Consider the following 19942-nt stretch of genomic DNA (forward strand, 5'->3'; position numbering starts at 1 on the left):
TATTTTATCCTTATTTATTAAAACAAAACAGCCCGGTTCAGAAAACTGAACCGGGCTATTTTGTTAAATGGAATTTTCCTTATTTCCGGCCTCTGTCTCAGAAATACCTGTTTACAGACATTTTTGATCCAGCGACTGGGATGAGGAATCAATCACTTATTTAGTCTATGCAATAACCACTTGGCATTTGCATGGGAATGGTATCAAAATCCCCGGAAGTACGACTGGTACGTACCTGGAAAATACCGGAAATATCTTCACATTCACCCGCAACATTAAAGATAGCCGCACCACGTTTACCACTGGCAATAAAGTCTGTGGATTTCAGCAACAAGTTACCACCGGCAGGAATGGTACCGGTCTCACTGCCTGCTTGCAATACTAATGCATTGGCATCGCCTTCAGGGAAATCAGATAATACTTTGATTTCATAAGTTGCTTCAGCATCTCCCCGGTTATTCAGATAGAAACGTGGAATATACTGGGTTGACATGGTAAAGAATGGGGTAATTAACTGCGCACCATTGTGTTTAATTTTACCGATAACAACATTGCTTAAATCATAAGCACTATAGCCAGATTCAGCCACTGATATAAAGTCAGCGGCAATATCTATTTCTGGAATTTCACCCGTAACATTAGTTCCGTCCACCCCAGTATTGGTTGTCGCACATAGCACTTTGTTAGAGCCTATGAAACTACTAGCTGAACTCGCCAGTGAAAGTGATTTAACTGTAGTTGGAACTGCCTTAATTACATTAAATGATACAGAACTACCGTCTTCTGCTATGTCAGTAACCGGAATATCGTCTGTAGTACCATCATTGAAGGTATTATCACACTTACCATCGGCAGAAACAAATAGACGTTGTTTGGCTTCCGTGACACCTGTATCAGTCGTCATATCCTGAGAGAAAATAAAACTAAAATCTCCATTCAAGGTCAATACTGAATCACTCAGAAGGCCACTTAAAGCAATAGAAGAGCCAGTAGTACTACTCGGGTCCATGAGACTTGTGGCTTTAGCTAAGTTAAATTGAGCCAATACACCGGTTTTAGGGAGCTTAGGTGGATCCTTAAACTCAGTAAAACCTGTCACTACATCGGCAACCAATTCAGCGATTGCCCCTCCAGACCAAGCCTGCAATGAATAAGGTGCAGCAAAGTGAATATAAGGCATGTTATCCAGTGAAGCTAATACTGTAGAGCCTGGCGCATCCGGGTTTGCAGCTTCAGTGACGGTTTCAAATAAACCATAACTGAACAGAATATCTGAGCTGCCACCAATATCAATCGAACCTGATGTAAAGTTAACGATATCATCTACCACTAACGGTTCAGCCAAAACACCTGTTGAAGCACTTGTTGGGACAACCCGAAAAATTACATAGTTATATCCAGCACCACCCTGTACTTCTTTTATAGTAGGGGTCTTACTTGTAACAGTCAGATTCAGCCCAGTCACACTAGAACTGAATTTAGTTGTTGCAGAACCTCCCGATAACTCAATACGTACAAAACGTGCAATACCGGAATCAATAGCTTTATCCAGCTTAAATTTTGTATTTTCAGGAGTAGCTATTTTTCCAGTAGACTTCATAGTTGCAGGGTAATTTACTGCAGAACCTCCAGCAGTATAATCTATTGCTGCTGCTACATGAGCGCCATATAAGCTTAAGCTTGCACAAATGGCAAGATTTAATATATGTTTTTTCATTACAATTTCCTCTTAATCAATCTTATTTTGTACAAGAAGCTTACTTACATATACCTTGAGGCATTTGCATTGGAATACTGTCAAAGTCGCCACTACCAATATTAGGATCACTCGTTGTATTGGTACGATTCTGGAATACGCCAGAAATGAGCTTACAAGGTGCATTGACGGTAAATACAGCAGAACCACGCCCACCTAATGGGGTTGCAATCTGTGGACCTTTTAATAAAAGTGCGCCATTAGCAGGGATAGTACCTTCTGTTACCTCACCAGCAGAAATGGGTTTACTCGCATCAGAACCCAAAGCAATTTTGAAAGCTGCCTCTTGATTACTGCGGTTGATCAAATAAAAACGTGGTGTATAACTTTCATTAAGCGTAAAGAATGGGGTGATTAATTGCGCACCATTACGTTTCACTACACCTGCAGGTATATTGGAAAATTCCAATGCTACTTGACCTGTAATAGGTACAGCATTCAAGCTTGCGCTATAAGTAGATACCGGAATCGTTCCCCCGTTTTCTGTCGCAGCTATTCCCGTATTTGTTTCTATACATAGAAAGGAATCTGCTGCGGTACTTGCAACATTACCTATGGTAATCGTGGCACTTTCAGCACTGAGTAATGAAGCCGCAGTATCGGTGACACAGCCTGTAGCACCAAGAAATACTCGGTTTTTTGCAGCATTATCATAAACACCACCGGGAGAAGCGAGTGCAGAAAAGTCACCTTTGATTTCTAGGCTTGTTGTGTCTTTTAAGATATCACTTAAAGTCGATACTTCGGTTGTGCCATCAGGCAGCAGCAAGTTAGGAGATGAAGCTTGATCAGTGCTGAGATGCTTAGTGTCTGTCTTAGCAAATTTAATATTATAGGCTAATACAACTTTTTTCTTACCATTCAGGAAGCGAGTATAGTCCTCAGCAACATCCGCTACTTGTGTCGCATCCTCCATACTGATTTCATAAGGCGGGAAAAAGCGAACATAATCACCTGAATCACTGACTAAGGAGTAGTTATTATCGGGATCCGAAGCCCCCACTTCTTTTTCATATAAACGATATTGATAAGTAATCGTATCGGTATTATTAATACCCAGGTTAGTGCTTGATGCACCCGGCTTAAATACAAAGCGAGAAGTACTTGGAATTGCCTGATCATAGATCGAAGCAGGATCATCATCAGCTACTTTGATAGAGAAAATAACATGACTTTCGCCTTGTTTACCTTCATGACCACTCACACTATTAATTGTAAAATCATATCCATTGGCAGTTGCGGTAGGTGCCACTAATTTATTACCACTGCTATCTTGAATTTCTAAATTATTTGCGCCAGCAAGGTCATTGGTTGCAAAAACAGTATTAGTAAAATCAAAACGGACATAACGGGTTTCACCAAAACCAACCCCAGCCTTGGACAGAACCTTTAAGTCCAGGGTGGTACCTGCAGAAACTAAAGCTGAAATGCTACTAACATCAATGGTACTGGTATAATTGACTGTTAGGTCATTTTTGGTTGAATCTTGAGCATTTAGTGTACGATCTGCCAATGCATAGGCATCCATCGCTCCAATACTAAGGCTTGCCGCAATAGCAACACTTAATAAGCGTTTTTTCATGGGAATTACTCCTTATTAATTTTAAAATTAAAGGTTTTACTATAAACCATCTTGTTCAGACTGAAAAGCATGATTATACAAAAAAACCACGCTTTTTGCAGAAAAACCACAAACCCAAAAAACGATAGCTTGCCAAATCTCTGCATTATCGTTGTCGTTGCAATTTTCTGTGGCATGTCATGTATTTTATCTTTTACAGATATTTTTTATACTGACATGCTATGGTTAAACAGGATTATACAAAAAAACGATGGGATAAAACAGCAAACGTATGAAAGGATTTTTTAGGCTGATAAGTGGTTTACGGTTTACGGTTTTTCAGCCTGGTGGCTCGAATTCCATATTACAATAAATACTTGCCGGATTAAGCGTGCAGTCCAGACAGACTAACTGAATTTCAGCATCTGGCTGGCTATATTCTCTGAAAACCCATTCATGCGGCGCGGTTTTGACATAATGTTCCAGGCGCATCTGATATTGATCCACCAGTAAATATTCCTGGAATCCGGGCAGGCTGCGATAGGCGCTGAACTTTGCGCCGTGATCATAATCAGCAGTAGATTGTGACAGGACTTCGATAATTAAGCCGGGGTTGCTCACCACGCTGTGTTTTTTATCGGCATACTCAATAGCCTGCATAAATACCATCAAGTCGGGATAGGTTGCCTTGTCAAGGTTTTCGATGTGCAATTTAACATCGTTCATGAATACCTTGCCCTGTTTTTGCTGTTGCAGACAATGATAAAGTGACATGTAAAGCTGCCCGATAATCTGATTATGGTTTAATGAAGCCCCTGCCATTGGAAAGATTTCCCCCTGATGATATTCATGTTTTTCTTCGCTGCGTGCTTCCAGTTCCAGATATTCCTGAAAACTGATGGGGTGATTGCCTGTTTGAGCTAACATAAGTATTACCGTTATTTGATTTTCCAGGTTATGAGGAAGGCGTTATCTGAACTTATAATAATGTGCCTCAGGGTAAAAATCATTGTCTAATAATTGTTCAACAGCATAAGGGCAGCTTTGGGGAAAGCTGTTATCTGCCAAACCCGTTTCTTTTACAGCCAAAGTTAAAGCATTTGGGTAGGCTTTAATAATACTTTCAGGTATTTGATTTTTAAGGCTGGGGCTGTCTTCTAATTGCTGCATGATTTTAATTCGTTGCTCCCAAATTGAACCGCGCCAGCTACCGCTGCGTTGCTCAGCTTGAAACTCCCATTTTAACAAATGCGCAATTAACACCATCAAACGACTCAATAGTTCCCGTTTGTCACGTTTTGCCATGCTTTCCAGTTCATCAATTAAAATTTCAATATCCAGTTCTGAGAATTTCCGTTGTTTCAGCAACGTAATATTTTTATTAATCCAGTCATAAAAATCTTTTTCATAGGCTTGCTGCATGATATTCGTTGTATCGCCTCTCATTCCCAAACCACCTTGGCATAAACCTCGTTCAAGGCCAGTTGGCATTGCAGGCTGGGCAGCGTTAAAATAGTTTCCAGCCCCTGATATTCATTGAGCAGCCAGCTATGTGTATCCTGACGTACATAATGCTCTATATAAGGGCGATCCTGAGCAACCAGCAGATATTCCTGGAGGCTGCCTAGTTGGCGATATAAGGCAAACTTGCCGCCGCGATCATAATCTGCGGTGGAGGGTGAGAGCACTTCAATAATGATTTGTGGATTGAGTAAATTATCCTGGTCAATAAACTCAGGTTTTTCACAAACAACGCTGATGTCGGGATAGACGTAGTTATCTGCAACCTGTACCCGTAAATCACTGGGGTAGGTTAAACAGGGGCCTTGTTTTAGTCGATTGCGTAATTCTCCAATCAGATTCCCAACAATCAGGTTATGCGTGGCACTGGCTCCGCTCATTGCAAATATTTCATGATTAATAAACTCGTGCTTTTCTTTGCTCAGGCGCTCTTGCTTTAAGTAGCTTTGTGGATCTGTTTTTAATTCGGTCGCAGCAGACATGTCTCAATCCTCATCAAATATTATTGAGGCAATCTTAACATTCATCTTGTAAAAATTCCCTCTTATCCTGTTATTCCAGTTTACCCGGAAAATAGGTATTAGACTGATAGATTGACAATAAAAATTTTAATTAGGTTTAAGCAAATATCGGGAGAAAGACCATGAAAGCATTATCAGGCATTGCTTTGTTTTGCTTGCTGTTTACTCAGGCTTTGGCCTGGGAACTGGATGTCAAACCGGATAATCAGGAAAACCCACACAACCAGGTTTGGGTGGGTAGCGATCAGGCGCTGAGTGGCGTGGAGCCGTATCTTATCTGGTTTGATATGGATGCTAAACCGGGGGCGCAGTTTCAGAGTTGGCAGGCGCATCATGGCTGGTCCGATGGCCTGCATCATATTTTCCCCAATGCCGTGGATTTGCCGGTGTTTGAGGCTTTTCCCATTACCACGCTGGCATCTACCTGTCCTGTAGAGCACCGTTGCTTTCTGGCATTTCTCGCTTTGCCACCCGGCGCTTCACCACTGAATCCCAGCGTTTGGCAGGAAGGTGCTTTGTTTCCTTTAAGCATAGAAGCCGGTTATGAGCGGATGCCGGGGCAGGTTAAGTTTCTCAGCGAGTCTGATTACAGGTTTTATGATAACTATAGACCGGGTCTGGAAAGCGGCGTGATGGATGATGCTGTGTTAGCGCCTACTATAGATGCCGCGCCAATGGAAGATAAAGACAATACTGGCGCTGTAGATGGCGGGGCGACAGTAGAAACTGAAAAACCAGATATTTTTCAGGTAGAAAATCATCAGCTCTGGTATGTCAATCAACGCGCTAAAAAATTACAAATTATTGATCTCAGTGATCCCGCCGCACCGTCTTTAAGTGCCAGTCTGCGCTTACAGGGTTATCCTGAAGAACTCTATCTGCTGAATGGTCGCGCCATTATTTTACAGGCGGATCAGGATAAGGCGCGGCTGGATGTAATTCAAATGGATGTTAACGGCGAGTTAAAGTTACAGCAAAGCCTGGAGTTACCCGGTTATTTTATGGAGTCACGGCGACGCAATGCGCGTATTTATGTGATTTCCAGAGTCTACCAGGAAGTGATTGCGCAGGAACCTCAGCCCGTTGATGGGATTGCTCCCGATGTTACGGATGTTGCGCTGGTTTGCTGTCATTACCCAGTTGAGCAATTAGCCACCTATGCCGTGGAACTGGATAGCGCTGGGCAGTTAAACCTGGTCGATCAGGCTCAAAATGATGTTTATAGTCCACAAGTGGCGATATTCAACGATTATCTGGTGCTTGCCGGACGTAATCCGCAGGATTGGCGCAGCTCGCAGGTACAGGTTTTTAATCTAAGCCAGGATCAGGATGCACTGGTGGATGCGGGGCTGTTAAAAGTACCGGGCTATATTCCTTCTGAGTTTCATTTGAATGTCAGTAATAATTTGTTCCGGCTGGTTTACGGCCCGGAAGATCGCAGTGCGGGCAGTACCCTGGGTATTTATGATTTGCAATCCACAGACTTGCCACTGCTGGGCAAGGTCAGCGATATTGCTCCGGGAGAGGCTTTATTTGCCACCCGTTTTGTTAAGGATACCGCTTATGTGGTGACTTATGAGCGCACCGATCCATTGTGGGTAATAGATTTAAGCAATCCAGCACAGCCAGTAATTACCGGTGAACTGGAAGTCCCCGGATGGTCGGAAAAGTTGTTTTTTAATAATAACCGCCTGTTTTCCACCGGTATAGATGATCAACCTGGCACAACGGAGGCAACAGCACGGGTACGGCGTTTTTCCATGAGTTTATTTGATGTCGTCGATCCGCATCAGCTTAGTTTGCTGGATCGTTTAACCCCGTTTAAAGATACGCCAGTTAATTATAGTTATTCACCCTCTACTGAAGATGAACGCGCCTTGCTGCTGGACTGGAACAGTGGTTTGGTAGCTGCACCAGTCAACAGTTATCAAGCCGAGCAGCAAAATTATTTGCAAATTGCCCGTCTGCAAAATAATGAATTTAAGGATATGGGTCTGCTGGCGCTGGATGTGCCTGCCGAGCGTGGTTTGTTATTAGAGCCGGATATACTGGGTATACTCAGTGGGCAAAGTTTGTTAACTGCCAGCGTGCTTAATGATGAGCCGAAATTACTGGGAGAATTAGAGCTGGCAAAAAATATAACCTGGCTGCAACTGGCTTATGATGCACAGGCTAAGCCACACCTTTGGGCAGCGGCTTATGGCGACAGTGGTTATTATCGTTTTTATGATTATGATATTGGTGATACAAATGACGCGGAACCTCAACCCCGACAACATTGGAATCTGGATAAACCCCTGCGCCAGATTGCGCTAGGTGCTGAAAATGTGGTGTTTTATCAAAACAGTCCATTAAGCTTGCAAGCTTTGAATCTTGAAACCGGGGAATTATCACCGGTATTTGCATCCGACACTGAAAACAACAGCTATCAACAAAGTGCCGGTTTTGTGGTGGGGGATAATTTTTATTTCTCAGCAAGTCATGAGGCTAATATCCAGCCTTTACTGATGGCGAGTGAACCAGTTGTAAAACCTAATATGACAGATGACCTCAGCAGCGGCGGAATGCCTGAGGACATGTATTATTATCCCACTGCACTGGAATGGCAGTTACAGCATTTTAGTTTAATGCCGGAAGTGATTAAAGAGCATTCACCATTATCCATACCCGGTATGTTGATTGCCGCTTATCCAGGGCCATTATTTGTGACTCAGGAAAAACCAAAACGCTGGAATGATGCAATGGCATTAAATCTGTTGACACTGGATAATAAGCAATTGCGGATGCTGGACAGTTTGCGTATTGAGCAATGTGATTATTACACCACAACTTATACAACCCAGGGTTTATATGTTACTTGCAGTATCGCTATGCCTGTGAATATAGTTGGTACAAATATGACTAATGGGTTTGCACCGGAATATGGGCGGCAAACCCATATATTCCATTTTCAGATTACAGACCAGCAGCTAAAAGAAAGTGGACACTGGGTATTTGACGGGCAATGGTATATCCGCGCTGCAAAAGACCAGCGCGTTTTGTTACATAAACAGGCGGTTTATTATTATGATGTGATGTGGCCCACACCGACAACGGATAATGCGGATGTTTGCCAGGTTTATGTGCTGAATGACAAGCAGGCACCACAGTTACAAGGCACGGTGAACCATTGCCACGATACGAGAAAATCAGCCATTGGAACGCAACAAGTGTATCATGCGGCAGGTTTTGCGGAGATTACGGCTGAGCCTATTAATCCGCCGATGATACAGGTGCCGTAGGATAGGCAGTGATTCAGGGATACCTTCCCCCTTGAAGGGGCCTTATCCCTCAGCGACCAGACCTTCCAGGTTTTAAAAACCTGGAAGGTCTTTTGATAAGCTGTACTTAAAAGTAAAGCGATAACATCAATACAACAAATGCAAAAAAAAACTATCATTTTACATGATTATTTTGAGTCCCTGGAAGGTGGGGGGCGTTTAAGTAGTGTCCTGGCAGAGGGGTTGAATGCAGCGTTAGCCTGTGGTTTTGCCACAAAGCACCACCCTTTTACCCATACTGCTCGACAACAGGGGCAATTTTATAGCCTGGACAGTCGTAGTGCTATACCACTGTGGCGACAATACCGTTTAGCCCAGGCGTTTCAGGGCAAAACAGGTTTTTTACAGAATTATGCTACGGCAATTTACAGCGGTTTTTACAGCCCACTGGCAATCAAGCAGCATCAACAGGGACGTAATATCCTGTATTGTCATACCCCGCCACGTTTTATTTATGATCAACGTGATTTTTATTTGTCTCAGATTCCCGTCCCTTTGCGCCCGTTGCTAAATGCTTTCAGTGATTGGTTACAACCGCGTTATGAGCAGGCAGTACAGCAGATGGATGTGGTTATTGCCAATTCTCAAAATATTCAGCAGCGTATACAACATTATCTTAAACAGGATGCCCAGGTGGTGTATCCACCCTGTGATACCCAGGCTTTGCGCTGGCTGGGGCAGGGCGATTATTATTTATCCACTGGACGTTTAGATCCCTTAAAGCGGGTGGATAGACTGGTACAGGCTTTTTTGCAGATGCCGGATAAAAAATTACTGATTACCTCTGGCGGCCCGGAACTGAAACGCTTGCAAGGCATGGCGGCAGCAGCGGACAATATTCAATTTAGCGGCTGGCTGGATGATGCCGCACTGAAAAAACTGATAGGTAATGCCATTGCTACCTTATATATCCCCAAAGATGAAGACTTTGGCATGTCACCTGTTGAGTCGATGGCGGCGGGAAAACCTGTAATCGGTGTTGCAGAAGGGGGGCTATTAGAAAGCATCATTGCAGAAGAAACGGGTTTTTTATTACCGCCCGATCCTTCAGTTGAGCAAATTATTGCGGCGGTTACAGCAATGACCCCACAACAAGCACGATTCATGCGTAGTGCCTGTGAAAAACAGGCGCAGGGATTTGACCAGCGTTATTTTATTGAACAGATGCGAGAAATTATATGGTCTAAGTGAGCTTGTCATATTAAGTATTTTGGAAAAGCCTTGTGAAGATTCTTGAAATAGAACAGGATTACCAGCGTACATCCTCATAAATATCCTCAAGACACAGGCTGGCATGGTAATGACCACAGTGTACATTGATAAATTCATGGGCTTCTAAAACGGCTTTCAGCCATTGCCCCTGTTCATTTTTTTCATAATATTCAACTTGTGTCTGTATGGAAGAAACCAGCAGATAATATTTCAGGCTGGGAATATTTTTATATGCCAGCAATTTTTCACGGCGATCAATGGTTTCGGTTGAGGGTGACAGGACTTCTGCAATCAGGCAGGGTTGGGTTTTGTAATTAGGGTGATCATCGCTGGTATCACAGCCCAGCATGACATCGGGGTAATAAAAACAGGTGTCTGCGGTATTTTTTATTTTTGTACGCAGTTTCATGTCACTCATAAATACGCCACAGTTACTGCCACGAGCAACATTGCGAAGCTGAAAAAATAGATTGCCAGCAATGCGGTTATGTCTTTCAGTCGCACCTGCCATGGCATAGATATTACCGGCAATATATTCATGGCGAATATCCGCTAAGGCTTCAGCAGCCAGGTATTCTTCAACATTGAGTATAGTTTTTCTTAATGCGGACATGTTGACCTCGCTGCATATTTTTAAAAGCATAATTATAGCCTGAAAATTATTTTATACTGAAATTTGCTGATATATCCCCGGTGTTTTAAAATGGTCTGCTGTTATCCCCTTAAACGATTGCTTTATTCATTTACTATTTGTCCATATGCGTATTCCTAAACAGCCGCAGGGCTTTATACTGGTTGCCACGCTGTGGATACTTGCGGGCATGACCATTGCCGCCAGCAGCTTTGCGCTATGGACGCAACAGGCACTGGATTTGGCAACACAATCGGCAGAAGATACCCAGGCTGCGCTTGATTTGCAAAGCACTAAGGTTACGGTTCTCTATTTATTGGGAACTCAGTATATGACAGCCGGTGGGCTTTTGATGCCAACGACTGCTTCAAAAACAACAGAAAAAGTAATAAAAAAAGAACTGTTAAAACTGGATAACCAGATTTATAAGGGGCTGGGACAAACAAGATTCGCCTTGCAGGATGCGCGGGGTTTGGTCAGTGTCGGTATTTTACATAAGAAGCGTATTCGCCGCTTATTAGGCTTAATCGGTGTTCCTCCAGAAGAACAAAATCCATTGCTGGCAAAGCTTGTGGATTATGTCGACAGGGATGATTTAAAACGCTTAAATGGTGCGGAAAGTATAGAATATATTGCAACGCAGCGTATGCCGCCTGATAATCATTATTTATGGACGCCTGAACAGGTTGCTAATATTCTACACTGGGATAAACATCCTATTTTATGGCAAAATCGTGACTGGACACAACTAACAACTACCTTATCGGCTAATCTTATCAATATCAATACCGCTCCCATTACCGTCTTGCAAACTTTATCCGGCATGAGTACCAAGCAGGCGCAGCAAATCGTTTCCAAGCGTCAGCGCCGTGCATTTTATAAAGAATTGCAGTTACTTAATGCTTTGGGGGGGTACACAAGTTTTGATATTCTGGAAACAATTTTTTTCCCTGGTTATGGGATTCGTTTCACTCTCTGGCAGGATGATAGCTTGCATATGAAGCAGCACCATTTCTATCTCACACCCAATAGTGATATTGCGCCCTGGCAAGTCAAATATGCTATTGAAAGTCCTATACATGCCTTGTATCAACATCCAGCACTGCCTGTAAGCAGTAAATTGCTATCTTATCCCGTTACACCTTAAAACAACCCTTTCACAGGTATTCAAAGAAAAGCCAATGAAATTTAAAGTCTATGTTTATATGTTGCTATTGAGTTTGCTGTTATTTTTTAGCAGTGCATGTACGCAACACCCCAAGCATGAAATAATGCCTAAACCTTTGCGCCAACCCTTGCCGGATTTACAGGAAGTCACCGCTCCTAGTATTCAGAAAAAAGAATCTGCTGAAAAATTGCATTCCCGTTTTGTCTCAACGCCTAACTCTGCCAGGCTCGAAACCAGTAGAATTATTGGAGACATCAAAGATCAACTGCCTTCAATTCCAACCAAGACCCCCGTCAGCATCAGTGTCGATAATCTGCCCTTACCTGCTTTTATTAATGAGGTTTTTGCCAATTTATTAGGTTTATCTTTCCAGATTACACCAGACTTAAAAAAGAAAAAAGACCTGGTGACCTTTCGGGTACTGAAAGCAATCACACCTGAGCAGATGTTTATTCAGGCGAGACTGGTACTACAAGACTATGGGGTTGCAATTATTGAGCAAAATGGTTTTTTGAAATTTGCCTCATCCAAGCACGCGGGTTTCAGTAAACCACCGTTAATCATTACCGGCACCACCTTGCCGGAAGTGCCAGTTTCTCATCGTCCAATTTTCCAACTGGTACCGGTTCATGTAGTAAAACCCAATAAATTACGTACCTGGTTACAACAGATTTATCCAAAACATGGCTTAAAAATCTCTATCGATCATGATATCAATAGCTTAATGCTCAGCGGTAAACCAGATAATATCCGGCAAGCACTGGAACTTATCAGGCTTTTTGATAAACCTTATATGCGCAGTCGTTATAGCTTGCGGGTTAATCCCATTTTTATGGAAGTATATGAACTGGCGAAATCCCTGGAAGAAATTCTGGGTAGCCAGGGCTATGCCGTCACCAAAAAAGGGGGGCCCAACGCTGATGGCAGCACAATTATCATGCCCATTAAGAGTATTAACAGCCTGATTATTTTTGCACCAAGCCAACAAATTCTTGATTATGTGCGTTCCTGGGTGACTACTTTGGATCAAGAGGGGCAAAAGCAAGAGCAATTAAATTTATTCAGTTATCCTGTTGAACACACCCGTGCAAAAACCTTAATGGAGGTTTTAGACCCCTTACTGAAATCAACCCTGAGTTCTTCTAAGACCAAATCAGCAATCAGTGCTAAAAAACCAGGTACTGCTAAGGCCCAACAAGTTCAAACGGGTTTACAAGAAGAGCAGTTAGTGGTAGATGAAACCCGCAATATTTTGATTTTTCAAGGTAAAGCATCTAGCTGGGGGCGTTTATTACAAATTATTAAAATCCTGGATAAACCGGTCAAACAGGTATTGATTGAGGTTATTGCCGCTGAGGTACTCCTTACGGATAAGGAAGAGTTGGGAGTTGACTTTTTAATGAAAGGTGTTGGCTTGGGTGATCTGGGTGGCACATTGGGTACTTTAGGCAGTCTCGGTCTTGGTGGTTCCGGGCTGACTTATACCCTGAACAGTGCTGGAGATACCCGCGCAGTCCTTAATGCCTTTGCTTCTAATAGCCGATTGAATTTACTTTCCAATCCACGTTTAATGGTTAAAAGTGGCGAAAGTGCTTCTATTTCCGTGGGTACAGAAGTGCCGGTAGTAACCAGTCAGCAGGGGGGTAATATCGATAGTGGAAATGCCAATACAGTCTTACAAGAGATCCAATATCGCAGCACCGGAATTTTACTCAACATTAAACCTGTGGTTCATGCCGGTAATAAGGTTGACTTGGAAATCAGTCAGGAAGTTAGTAAAGCAGAAGAAAATACTATCAGTGCTATTTCTTCACCCGTTATCACTAACCGTAATATTCAAACTCACCTTAGCCTTAGAGATGGGGGATCTGTATTGCTGGGGGGCTTGATTGATGTCAGCCGTAGCTATGGTGAGAGTGGTATACCCGTGTTGAAAGATATTCCCGGTATCGGGCGTTTATTTCGGGCGGACAAGGTATCTGAAACCCGTAGTGAATTACTCATTATGATTATTCCTTATATTTTAAATGATAATGATGAAGCCCAGGCTATTACTGAGGCATTTCGTGAGCAACTGCATATTGAAACCCCCTTGCCTAAAAAAGACTGGCGGGAACGTTTACATGAGGGAATACCAGAGGAAATTCTCGATTTGAGCAGCAAACTTAATACAGATAAGACCCCTTGAATATATATTATCTGTCAGATATCTGGCAATTATTTACCTAATTATAGAATTGGAGCATAAAGTGACAAAACGCGCACTGATTACCGGAATCACCGGACAAGATGGTGCCTATTTGGCAGAACTTCTAATTAAAAAAGCTTATGAAGTGCATGGCATCAAACGCCGTACCTCATTGTTTAATACGGATCGTATTGATCACCTTTATCAAGACCCCCATGAGCAACATCGTGATCTAATTCTGCATCATGGCGATATGACCGACTCCAGCAGCTTGCTGCGTATTATTCAGCAGGTGCAACCGGATGAGATTTACAACCTGGCAGCGCAAAGCCATGTTGCAGTATCATTTGAAGAACCAGAATATACTGCAAATGCCGATGCTATTGGTACTTTGCGTTTATTAGAAGCCATTCGGATTTTAGGCTTGGAGCAAAAAACACGCTTTTATCAGGCTTCCACATCTGAGTTATTTGGCAAGGTTCAGGAAACGCCGCAGACGGAAAAAACCCCTTTTTATCCCCGTTCACCTTATGCTGCGGCAAAACTTTATTCTTACTGGATTGTGGTTAATTACCGTGAAGCTTATGGCATGTATGCCTGCAACGGCATTTTATTTAATCATGAATCGCCAATTCGGGGGGAAACTTTTGTCACCCGAAAGATAACCCGCGCCTTAGCGCGTATCAAGTTGGGCTTGCAAGACTGTTTATATCTTGGCAACCTGGATGCCAAACGTGACTGGGGGCATGCTAAAGACTACGTGGAAATGCAATGGTTAATGTTACAGCAGGATAAGCCGGATGATTTTGTCATTGCCAGCGGTGAGCAGCACTCAGTGCGCGAATTTGTCAGTTTGGCTGCGCAGGAAATAGGCATAGTAGTAACTTGGGAAGGTCAGGGCATTGATGAAAAAGGCTATGATAAAAAGACGGGTAAACAGATAGTCGCAGTTGACCAACGTTATTTTCGACCCACCGAAGTGGAAACCTTATTAGGCGACCCCAGCAAAGCCAAGCAACAACTTGGCTGGACACCAAAAATTGCTTTTATGGATTTGGTCAAAGAAATGGCTGCCACAGATTTACAAGCGGCTGAGCGTGATGCGCTGATTAAAAAAGAAGGCTATAAGGTATTCAATTACCATGAATAAACAGGATAAAATTTATGTTGCCGGACATCGTGGCCTAGTGGGTTCAGCCTTGCTGCGTTGCCTGGAAAATAATGGCTTTGATAATTTATTGTTACGTACACACGCTGAGTTGGACTTAACCAATCAGGCTGCTGTTACCTATTTTTTCCAGCAGGAAAAGCCGGATTATGTGATTTTAGCAGCAGCAAAAGTGGGAGGTATTTATGCCAATAACACCTACCCCGCTGAATTTATTTATCAAAATTTGATGATGGAATGCAATGTGATTCATGCAGCCTATCAGAACTCGGTTAAAAGCCTGTTACTGTTAGGCAGTTCCTGTATTTATCCCAAATTCGCCAATCAACCCATGCGTGAAGATGCGCTGCTTTCCGGTCTACTGGAATCCAGCAACGAACCCTATGCAGTGGCCAAAATTGCCGGTATTAAGCTCTGCGAATCCTATAATCGCCAATATCATACGGATTTCCGCTCAGTCATGCCTACCAATTTATACGGGCCTCATGATAATTTTCACCCGCAAAACAGCCATGTGATTCCCGCCTTGCTGCGGCGTTTTCATGAAGCCAAACTTAATAACGAATCCCAGGTGGAAATCTGGGGAAGCGGCAATGCCCGACGTGAATTTTTACATGTGGATGATTTAGCCCAGGCCTGTTTATTTGTTATGCAGCAGGATAAAGCCCACTATCAAATACAAGCAAAGTCCATGCTATCACATTTAAATGTTGGCACCGGGCAGGAAGTGAGTATTCGAGAGTTAGCGGAAACTATTAAAGCAGTTACGGCATTTCCTGGTGCACTGATATTTGATAGCAGCAAGCCGGATGGAACGCCACGTAAATTACTGGACGTATCTAAACTCAATGGTTTAGGCTGGCAGGCCAAAATCAGTTTGGAAGCAGGTTTACGTGATACCTATCAGTGGTTTGTCGCGCATGATGATGTACGCTTATAAAAATCCGTCATGAATCACTATCCCGATATACCTTATGATGCCCTATTTTATTTTTCAATAGCTTGACCATTTAAGGGTAATTGATTATGGTACTAAACTTTTAAAACTTGAGCAGCAAAGAGGGTTCCATGTCAGTACAGCAACTTTTCAAAACTGTAGTACAGGCCTATGAAGCTGGAAACTTTGCCCAGGCCAAAAGACGTTGCCAAAAGCTTTTGAAAAAATCCCCCAATGATGCTGCTGCATTACATATATATGCAGTACTACTCATGAATGAGCTTACCCAAAATGTGAATAAAATGCTTGCTGGAAAACAAAAGCAACTTACTCAGCAAGCTATTCATCATGCACAAAAAGCAGTTAAATTAGCACCCAATAATGCAGGATTTCTAACGACACTTGCCACCATATACCGAACCACACATCAATACCAGGAAGCCGAAAAAGCATATCGCCAGGCACTTAAACAGAACCCTGAAGAAGCCATTGCTCTTGATGGGTTAGGGCAAACCTTATGGCGCTTGGCAGGCAAGGGGCAATTACAAAAAGAAATGGCTGAAACCTATTTTAAGCAAGCCATTGCTGCAAACCCAAACCTGGAAATTGCCTATTTTTCTCTGGCTCAGCTATCACTGGAATTAGATAATGCTGAGCAAGCTGTTTTTTATGGCAATCAAGCCTTGGCAAGACATCCTGGTGCCAGTATTTTTGCCACGGTGGGGGATGCCTATCAACGCCTGGAAAAATATACAGAAGCAGAACATTGTTATCAACAATGTATTCAACAATTCCCTGATCATAGCAGTTGTTACAAACTATACGCAGATTTAGCGATAGAACAGGAAAACCCGCAACAGGCAAAAGATCTCGCACACAAGGCATGTGCCTTGACACAAAATGATGTGGAAAGCTTGGTAGTATTGGCTAAAGCTTATGAAGCAGCGGGAGAACTTGCAACAGCTGAAAATATTTATACCAGACTTATCAACCAGGCTTCACTACCTGGATATTATTATTCTCTTGCTGCTAATCAGGTGAAACAGGGACAAGAAAAAGCTGCCTTGGAAATACTTACCCAAGGAATGAGGGTAGAACTTGAAAGACAGGAAGATACAATTTATTTGGGTATATATTCTGCACAATTTGCCAGTGATTGGAGACTATTTAGCCATGCTACAGAAATATTAAAGCAGCTACCATCCCAATTACCAACTGAACAACAAGCATATGTAGAGCAAGTAGTTCGCATGATACTGTTGCGCATTAATGGTGAACATAGCAAACATCCAATCCATGCTGAAGACGATGTTATATTATATTCAAGTTATTTATTGGACATGCATTATTCTCCAGAATATACCCAGGAAGAAGTTTATACGGCTCATTGTGAATTTGATCGTTTATTTGCCCAGCCATTGGCACTAACCAGCCCACCACATAGAATCTCATCAGGAACCGGGCAGCAGCTACGGATTGGTTATATGTCGCAAGATTTTAGGGATCATTCTGTTGCTTATTTTATTGAACCCATTCTCTCAAGCCATGATCCCAAAAAAGTAGCCGTTTTCTGTTATTACAATAATACACATCAAGATGCTGTAACTGAACGCTTTAAGGGGTATTGTAACGGTGGTTGGCGGGACTGTATGGAATGGACTGATGATGAGTTGGCCAATATCATTCGTCGAGACAAGATTGATATTCTAGTAGATTTAATGGGGCATACCGGAAAAAACCGAATTCTGGTTTTTGCAAGAAAACCTGCGCCTGTACAGATGGCGTATTTAGGTTATTCCGATACCACCGGCTTAAGCGCCATTGATTATCGTCTGACAGATGCTTATGTTGAGCCGGAAGGCGCGGAACAATTCAGCAGTGAACAATTATTAAGAATGCCTGATAGTTATTTTTGTTATCAACCTGCTGATATAACCAAAGATATTACTGCAAACCCATTACCCGCCTTAAGCAAAAACTATATTACCTTTGGTTCGTTTAATGCCTATAACAAAATAACAAATACTCAGATTAAACATTGGGCAGCCATTCTTGCGCGTGTGCCAGACAGTCGTTTATTACTCAAAGTTCGCCAGTCTGGAGACTTGTTACGCAATTTTAAAACAATTATCCGCAAACGCTTTGCGCAATATGGTATAGCCTCAGAACGCCTGATTATCAAAGACTATGCGCGTTCTTTAGAAATAGCGCTGAAAATCTATCATGAAGTGGATATTTGTTTGGATACGTATCCTTACAACGGTGCAACAACCACTTGCGAAAGCTTGTGGATGGGGTGTCCAGTAATAAGCCTATATGGTCAAAACCATGTTTCGCGGATGAGTTTAAGTATTTTATCCGCTGTCGGGCTTGCTGAATTAGCAGTTGATAATGCACAGGCTTATATTGAAACGGCTGTAATGCTGGCACAGGATATAGATAAACTGCAAAATTTACGGACAAGTATGCGTGGGCGTTTACAAAATTCGCCGTTGATGGATGCAACGGGATTTACTAAGGAATTAGAACAACACTATCAAGATATATGGCAAACTTATATTGAAGCCTCATCATCACCCCAGGAACAAGCAATAATTACATTCCCCTTATAATATAGAGTAGATAGTTACCCTATTTTGCTGTGCAAAAATTTATCAAAAAACCAAACTCATGATGTATACAAGAGACAGCAGTTATGCCAAGAAAACTCATCAGCTTTGACTGGGCCATTAAAAAAATCCTTAGAAGCAAAGCCAACTTCGGCATACTCGAAGGTTTTTTAAGCGAGTTGCTGTTTACTGAAATCCACATCCTTGAAGTTTTGGAAAGCGAAAGTAACCAGGATAAAGGTTTTGATAAATATAACCGGGTTGATATTAAAGTCATTGATGCTAATCAGCAGATTATTATCATTGAAATACAGTATTTACGGGAACTGGACTATCTGCAAAGAATCCTGTTCGCCAGTTCCAAAACCATCAGTGAACACTTAATGGAAGGTGCTGCTTACGCGGAAGTCAGTAAAGTGATTTCAGTGAATATTTTGTATTTTGACTTTGGCAAAGGCGACGATTATATCTATCACGGCACAACCAATTTTATGGGAATGCACAATCACAGCATTTTAGAACTCAGCGAAGACCAGAGAAAGCTGTATAAGGTAGAAAAAATTGCAGATATTTACCCAGAATACTATTTGATTGAAGTCAAAAATTTTAATAATATTGCCAAAGACAGCCTGGATGAATGGATTTATTTTCTTAAAAATGAGCAGATTAAAGAAGATTTTACCGCGAGAGGACTCAGACAGGCGAAAGAGACGCTGGATGTACTCAAAATGAATGAGCAGGAACGTAGTGCCTATGAATACCATCAGGAACAACTGCATTATGAAGCCAGTATCTACGAATCCAGCTATATTGCAGCAAAACTGGAAGGCAAGGCAGAAGGCAAAGCAGAAGGCAAAGCAGAAGGTAAAGCAGAAGGTAAAGCAGAAGGTAAAGCAGAAGGTAAAGCAGAAGGCATATTGATTGGGGAAGATCGCGGCATAGAAAAAGGTATTTTAATCACTGCCAAAAATATGAAACAGGCCGGAATTCCTGCCGCAACCATTGCCGAAGTTACCGGTTTATCAATAGCACAAATAGAACTATTGTAAATTACCGGCAATTCTCGGGTAACCATTCAGCCACTAAGGATAAAAATCACTGTCTAATAATTGCTCAATAGCATACAGACAGTTTTGAGGAAACTCATTGTGCGACAAGCGAAGCTTGTCATTTCTAACAGAGTGAAAGTCTCTGTCTGGTGTAATCAAGCAATTGATTACAAAAAGGTCTAACCAACCACCAGTAGCGAGTGTTGCGCCTTTGGCGGAGCGTTGCAAGCGGTTAAGTCTGCTGCAAACGTGAACAAGAGAGGTGAAGCGTACACAGCGTACTATACAGGTCACAGGGGAT

Annotated in this window: 15 protein-coding genes; 8 read left to right on the forward strand and 7 right to left on the reverse strand. The window is 42.4% G+C overall.

Features of this window, described 5'->3' with window-relative positions; genetic code table 11:
- Positions 1-160: 160 nt before the first annotated feature.
- From QUF61_RS16630 to QUF61_RS16650, 5 genes are all read right to left on the reverse strand, one after another.
- Positions 161-1717: a hypothetical protein gene (locus QUF61_RS16630; RefSeq protein ID WP_289682718.1), complete on the reverse strand. Its 1557-nt coding sequence runs from the start codon at positions 1715-1717 to the stop codon at positions 161-163.
- A gap of 40 nt (positions 1718-1757) precedes the next feature.
- Positions 1758-3338: a hypothetical protein gene (locus QUF61_RS16635; protein ID WP_289682719.1), complete on the reverse strand. Its 1581-nt coding sequence runs from the start codon at positions 3336-3338 to the stop codon at positions 1758-1760.
- Positions 3339-3656: 318 nt separating this feature from the next.
- A complete protein-coding gene (locus QUF61_RS16640; RefSeq protein WP_289682721.1) occupies positions 3657-4244 on the reverse strand; it encodes a Uma2 family endonuclease in 588 nt (195 codons plus the stop codon).
- A gap of 42 nt (positions 4245-4286) precedes the next feature.
- The gene (locus tag QUF61_RS16645; RefSeq protein WP_289682722.1) at positions 4287-4763 is read right to left on the reverse strand and encodes a DUF29 domain-containing protein; all 477 of its coding nucleotides are present in this window, start codon (positions 4761-4763) and stop codon (positions 4287-4289) included.
- Positions 4760-5320: a Uma2 family endonuclease gene (locus QUF61_RS16650; RefSeq protein ID WP_289682724.1), complete on the reverse strand. Its 561-nt coding sequence runs from the start codon at positions 5318-5320 to the stop codon at positions 4760-4762. The genes QUF61_RS16645 and QUF61_RS16650 overlap by 4 nt, the downstream gene beginning before the upstream one ends.
- 161 nt (positions 5321-5481) lie before the next feature.
- Between QUF61_RS16650 and QUF61_RS16655 the strand changes: the two genes are divergently transcribed.
- Positions 5482-8640 (forward strand): beta-propeller domain-containing protein, encoded by a 3159-nt coding sequence (locus QUF61_RS16655; protein ID WP_289682725.1) that lies wholly within the window; start codon positions 5482-5484, stop codon positions 8638-8640.
- 138 nt (positions 8641-8778) lie between these two features.
- Complete coding sequence (locus QUF61_RS16660; protein WP_289682726.1) at positions 8779-9870, forward strand: glycosyltransferase; 1092 nt, start codon at positions 8779-8781, stop codon at positions 9868-9870.
- 58 nt (positions 9871-9928) lie between these two features.
- Here QUF61_RS16660 and QUF61_RS16665 read toward each other — a convergent pair whose 3' ends face one another.
- The gene (locus tag QUF61_RS16665) at positions 9929-10534 is read right to left on the reverse strand and encodes a Uma2 family endonuclease (protein WP_286019301.1); all 606 of its coding nucleotides are present in this window, start codon (positions 10532-10534) and stop codon (positions 9929-9931) included.
- 115 nt (positions 10535-10649) lie between these two features.
- On the opposite strand from QUF61_RS16665, the gene QUF61_RS16670 reads away from it, so the two are divergent.
- From QUF61_RS16670 to QUF61_RS16695, 6 genes are all read left to right on the forward strand, one after another.
- Positions 10650-11669, forward strand: coding sequence for a type II secretion system minor pseudopilin (locus QUF61_RS16670; protein ID WP_103920030.1), 1020 nt, complete (start codon positions 10650-10652; stop codon positions 11667-11669).
- 34 nt (positions 11670-11703) lie between these two features.
- Positions 11704-13878: a secretin N-terminal domain-containing protein gene (locus tag QUF61_RS16675; RefSeq protein WP_289682728.1), complete on the forward strand. Its 2175-nt coding sequence runs from the start codon at positions 11704-11706 to the stop codon at positions 13876-13878.
- A gap of 61 nt (positions 13879-13939) precedes the next feature.
- Complete coding sequence (gene gmd, locus QUF61_RS16680; RefSeq protein ID WP_289682730.1) at positions 13940-15028, forward strand: GDP-mannose 4,6-dehydratase; 1089 nt, start codon at positions 13940-13942, stop codon at positions 15026-15028.
- Positions 15021-15986 (forward strand): GDP-L-fucose synthase, encoded by a 966-nt coding sequence (fcl, locus tag QUF61_RS16685; protein ID WP_289682732.1) that lies wholly within the window; start codon positions 15021-15023, stop codon positions 15984-15986. Before gmd ends, fcl begins: the two co-directional genes overlap by 8 nt.
- A 269-nt stretch (positions 15987-16255) precedes the next feature.
- Complete coding sequence (locus QUF61_RS16690; protein WP_289682734.1) at positions 16256-18595, forward strand: tetratricopeptide repeat protein; 2340 nt, start codon at positions 16256-16258, stop codon at positions 18593-18595.
- A gap of 83 nt (positions 18596-18678) precedes the next feature.
- Positions 18679-19641 (forward strand): Rpn family recombination-promoting nuclease/putative transposase, encoded by a 963-nt coding sequence (locus QUF61_RS16695; protein WP_289682735.1) that lies wholly within the window; start codon positions 18679-18681, stop codon positions 19639-19641.
- Between the two features lie 33 nt (positions 19642-19674).
- Here QUF61_RS16695 and QUF61_RS16700 read toward each other — a convergent pair.
- The coding region (locus tag QUF61_RS16700) for a hypothetical protein (protein ID WP_289682737.1) at positions 19675-19942 on the reverse strand (268 nt) is incomplete at its 5' end.

The sequence above is a fragment of the Candidatus Venteria ishoeyi genome (assembly GCF_030378065.1).
Classification (GTDB): Bacteria; Pseudomonadota; Gammaproteobacteria; order Beggiatoales; family Beggiatoaceae; genus Venteria; species Venteria ishoeyi.

What these genes read in the sequence shown, in the direction of transcription:
- QUF61_RS16630 (WP_289682718.1), bottom strand. Translation starts at nt 1,717, where the DNA reads ATGAAAAAACATATATTAAATCTTGCCATTTGTGCAAGCTTAAGCTTA.
- QUF61_RS16635 (WP_289682719.1), bottom strand. Translation starts at nt 3,338, where the DNA reads ATGAAAAAACGCTTATTAAGTGTTGCTATTGCGGCAAGCCTTAGTATT.
- QUF61_RS16640 (WP_289682721.1), bottom strand. Translation starts at nt 4,244, where the DNA reads ATGTTAGCTCAAACAGGCAATCACCCCATCAGTTTTCAGGAATATCTG.
- QUF61_RS16645 (WP_289682722.1), bottom strand. Translation starts at nt 4,763, where the DNA reads ATGAGAGGCGATACAACGAATATCATGCAGCAAGCCTATGAAAAAGAT.
- QUF61_RS16650 (WP_289682724.1), bottom strand. Translation starts at nt 5,320, where the DNA reads ATGTCTGCTGCGACCGAATTAAAAACAGATCCACAAAGCTACTTAAAG.
- QUF61_RS16655 (WP_289682725.1), top strand. Translation starts at nt 5,482, where the DNA reads ATGAAAGCATTATCAGGCATTGCTTTGTTTTGCTTGCTGTTTACTCAG.
- QUF61_RS16660 (WP_289682726.1), top strand. Translation starts at nt 8,779, where the DNA reads ATGCAAAAAAAAACTATCATTTTACATGATTATTTTGAGTCCCTGGAA.
- QUF61_RS16665 (WP_286019301.1), bottom strand. Translation starts at nt 10,534, where the DNA reads ATGCTTTTAAAAATATGCAGCGAGGTCAACATGTCCGCATTAAGAAAA.
- QUF61_RS16670 (WP_103920030.1), top strand. Translation starts at nt 10,650, where the DNA reads ATGCGTATTCCTAAACAGCCGCAGGGCTTTATACTGGTTGCCACGCTG.
- QUF61_RS16675 (WP_289682728.1), top strand. Translation starts at nt 11,704, where the DNA reads ATGAAATTTAAAGTCTATGTTTATATGTTGCTATTGAGTTTGCTGTTA.
- fcl (WP_289682732.1), top strand. Translation starts at nt 15,021, where the DNA reads ATGAATAAACAGGATAAAATTTATGTTGCCGGACATCGTGGCCTAGTG.
- QUF61_RS16690 (WP_289682734.1), top strand. Translation starts at nt 16,256, where the DNA reads ATGAATGAGCTTACCCAAAATGTGAATAAAATGCTTGCTGGAAAACAA.
- QUF61_RS16695 (WP_289682735.1), top strand. Translation starts at nt 18,679, where the DNA reads ATGCCAAGAAAACTCATCAGCTTTGACTGGGCCATTAAAAAAATCCTT.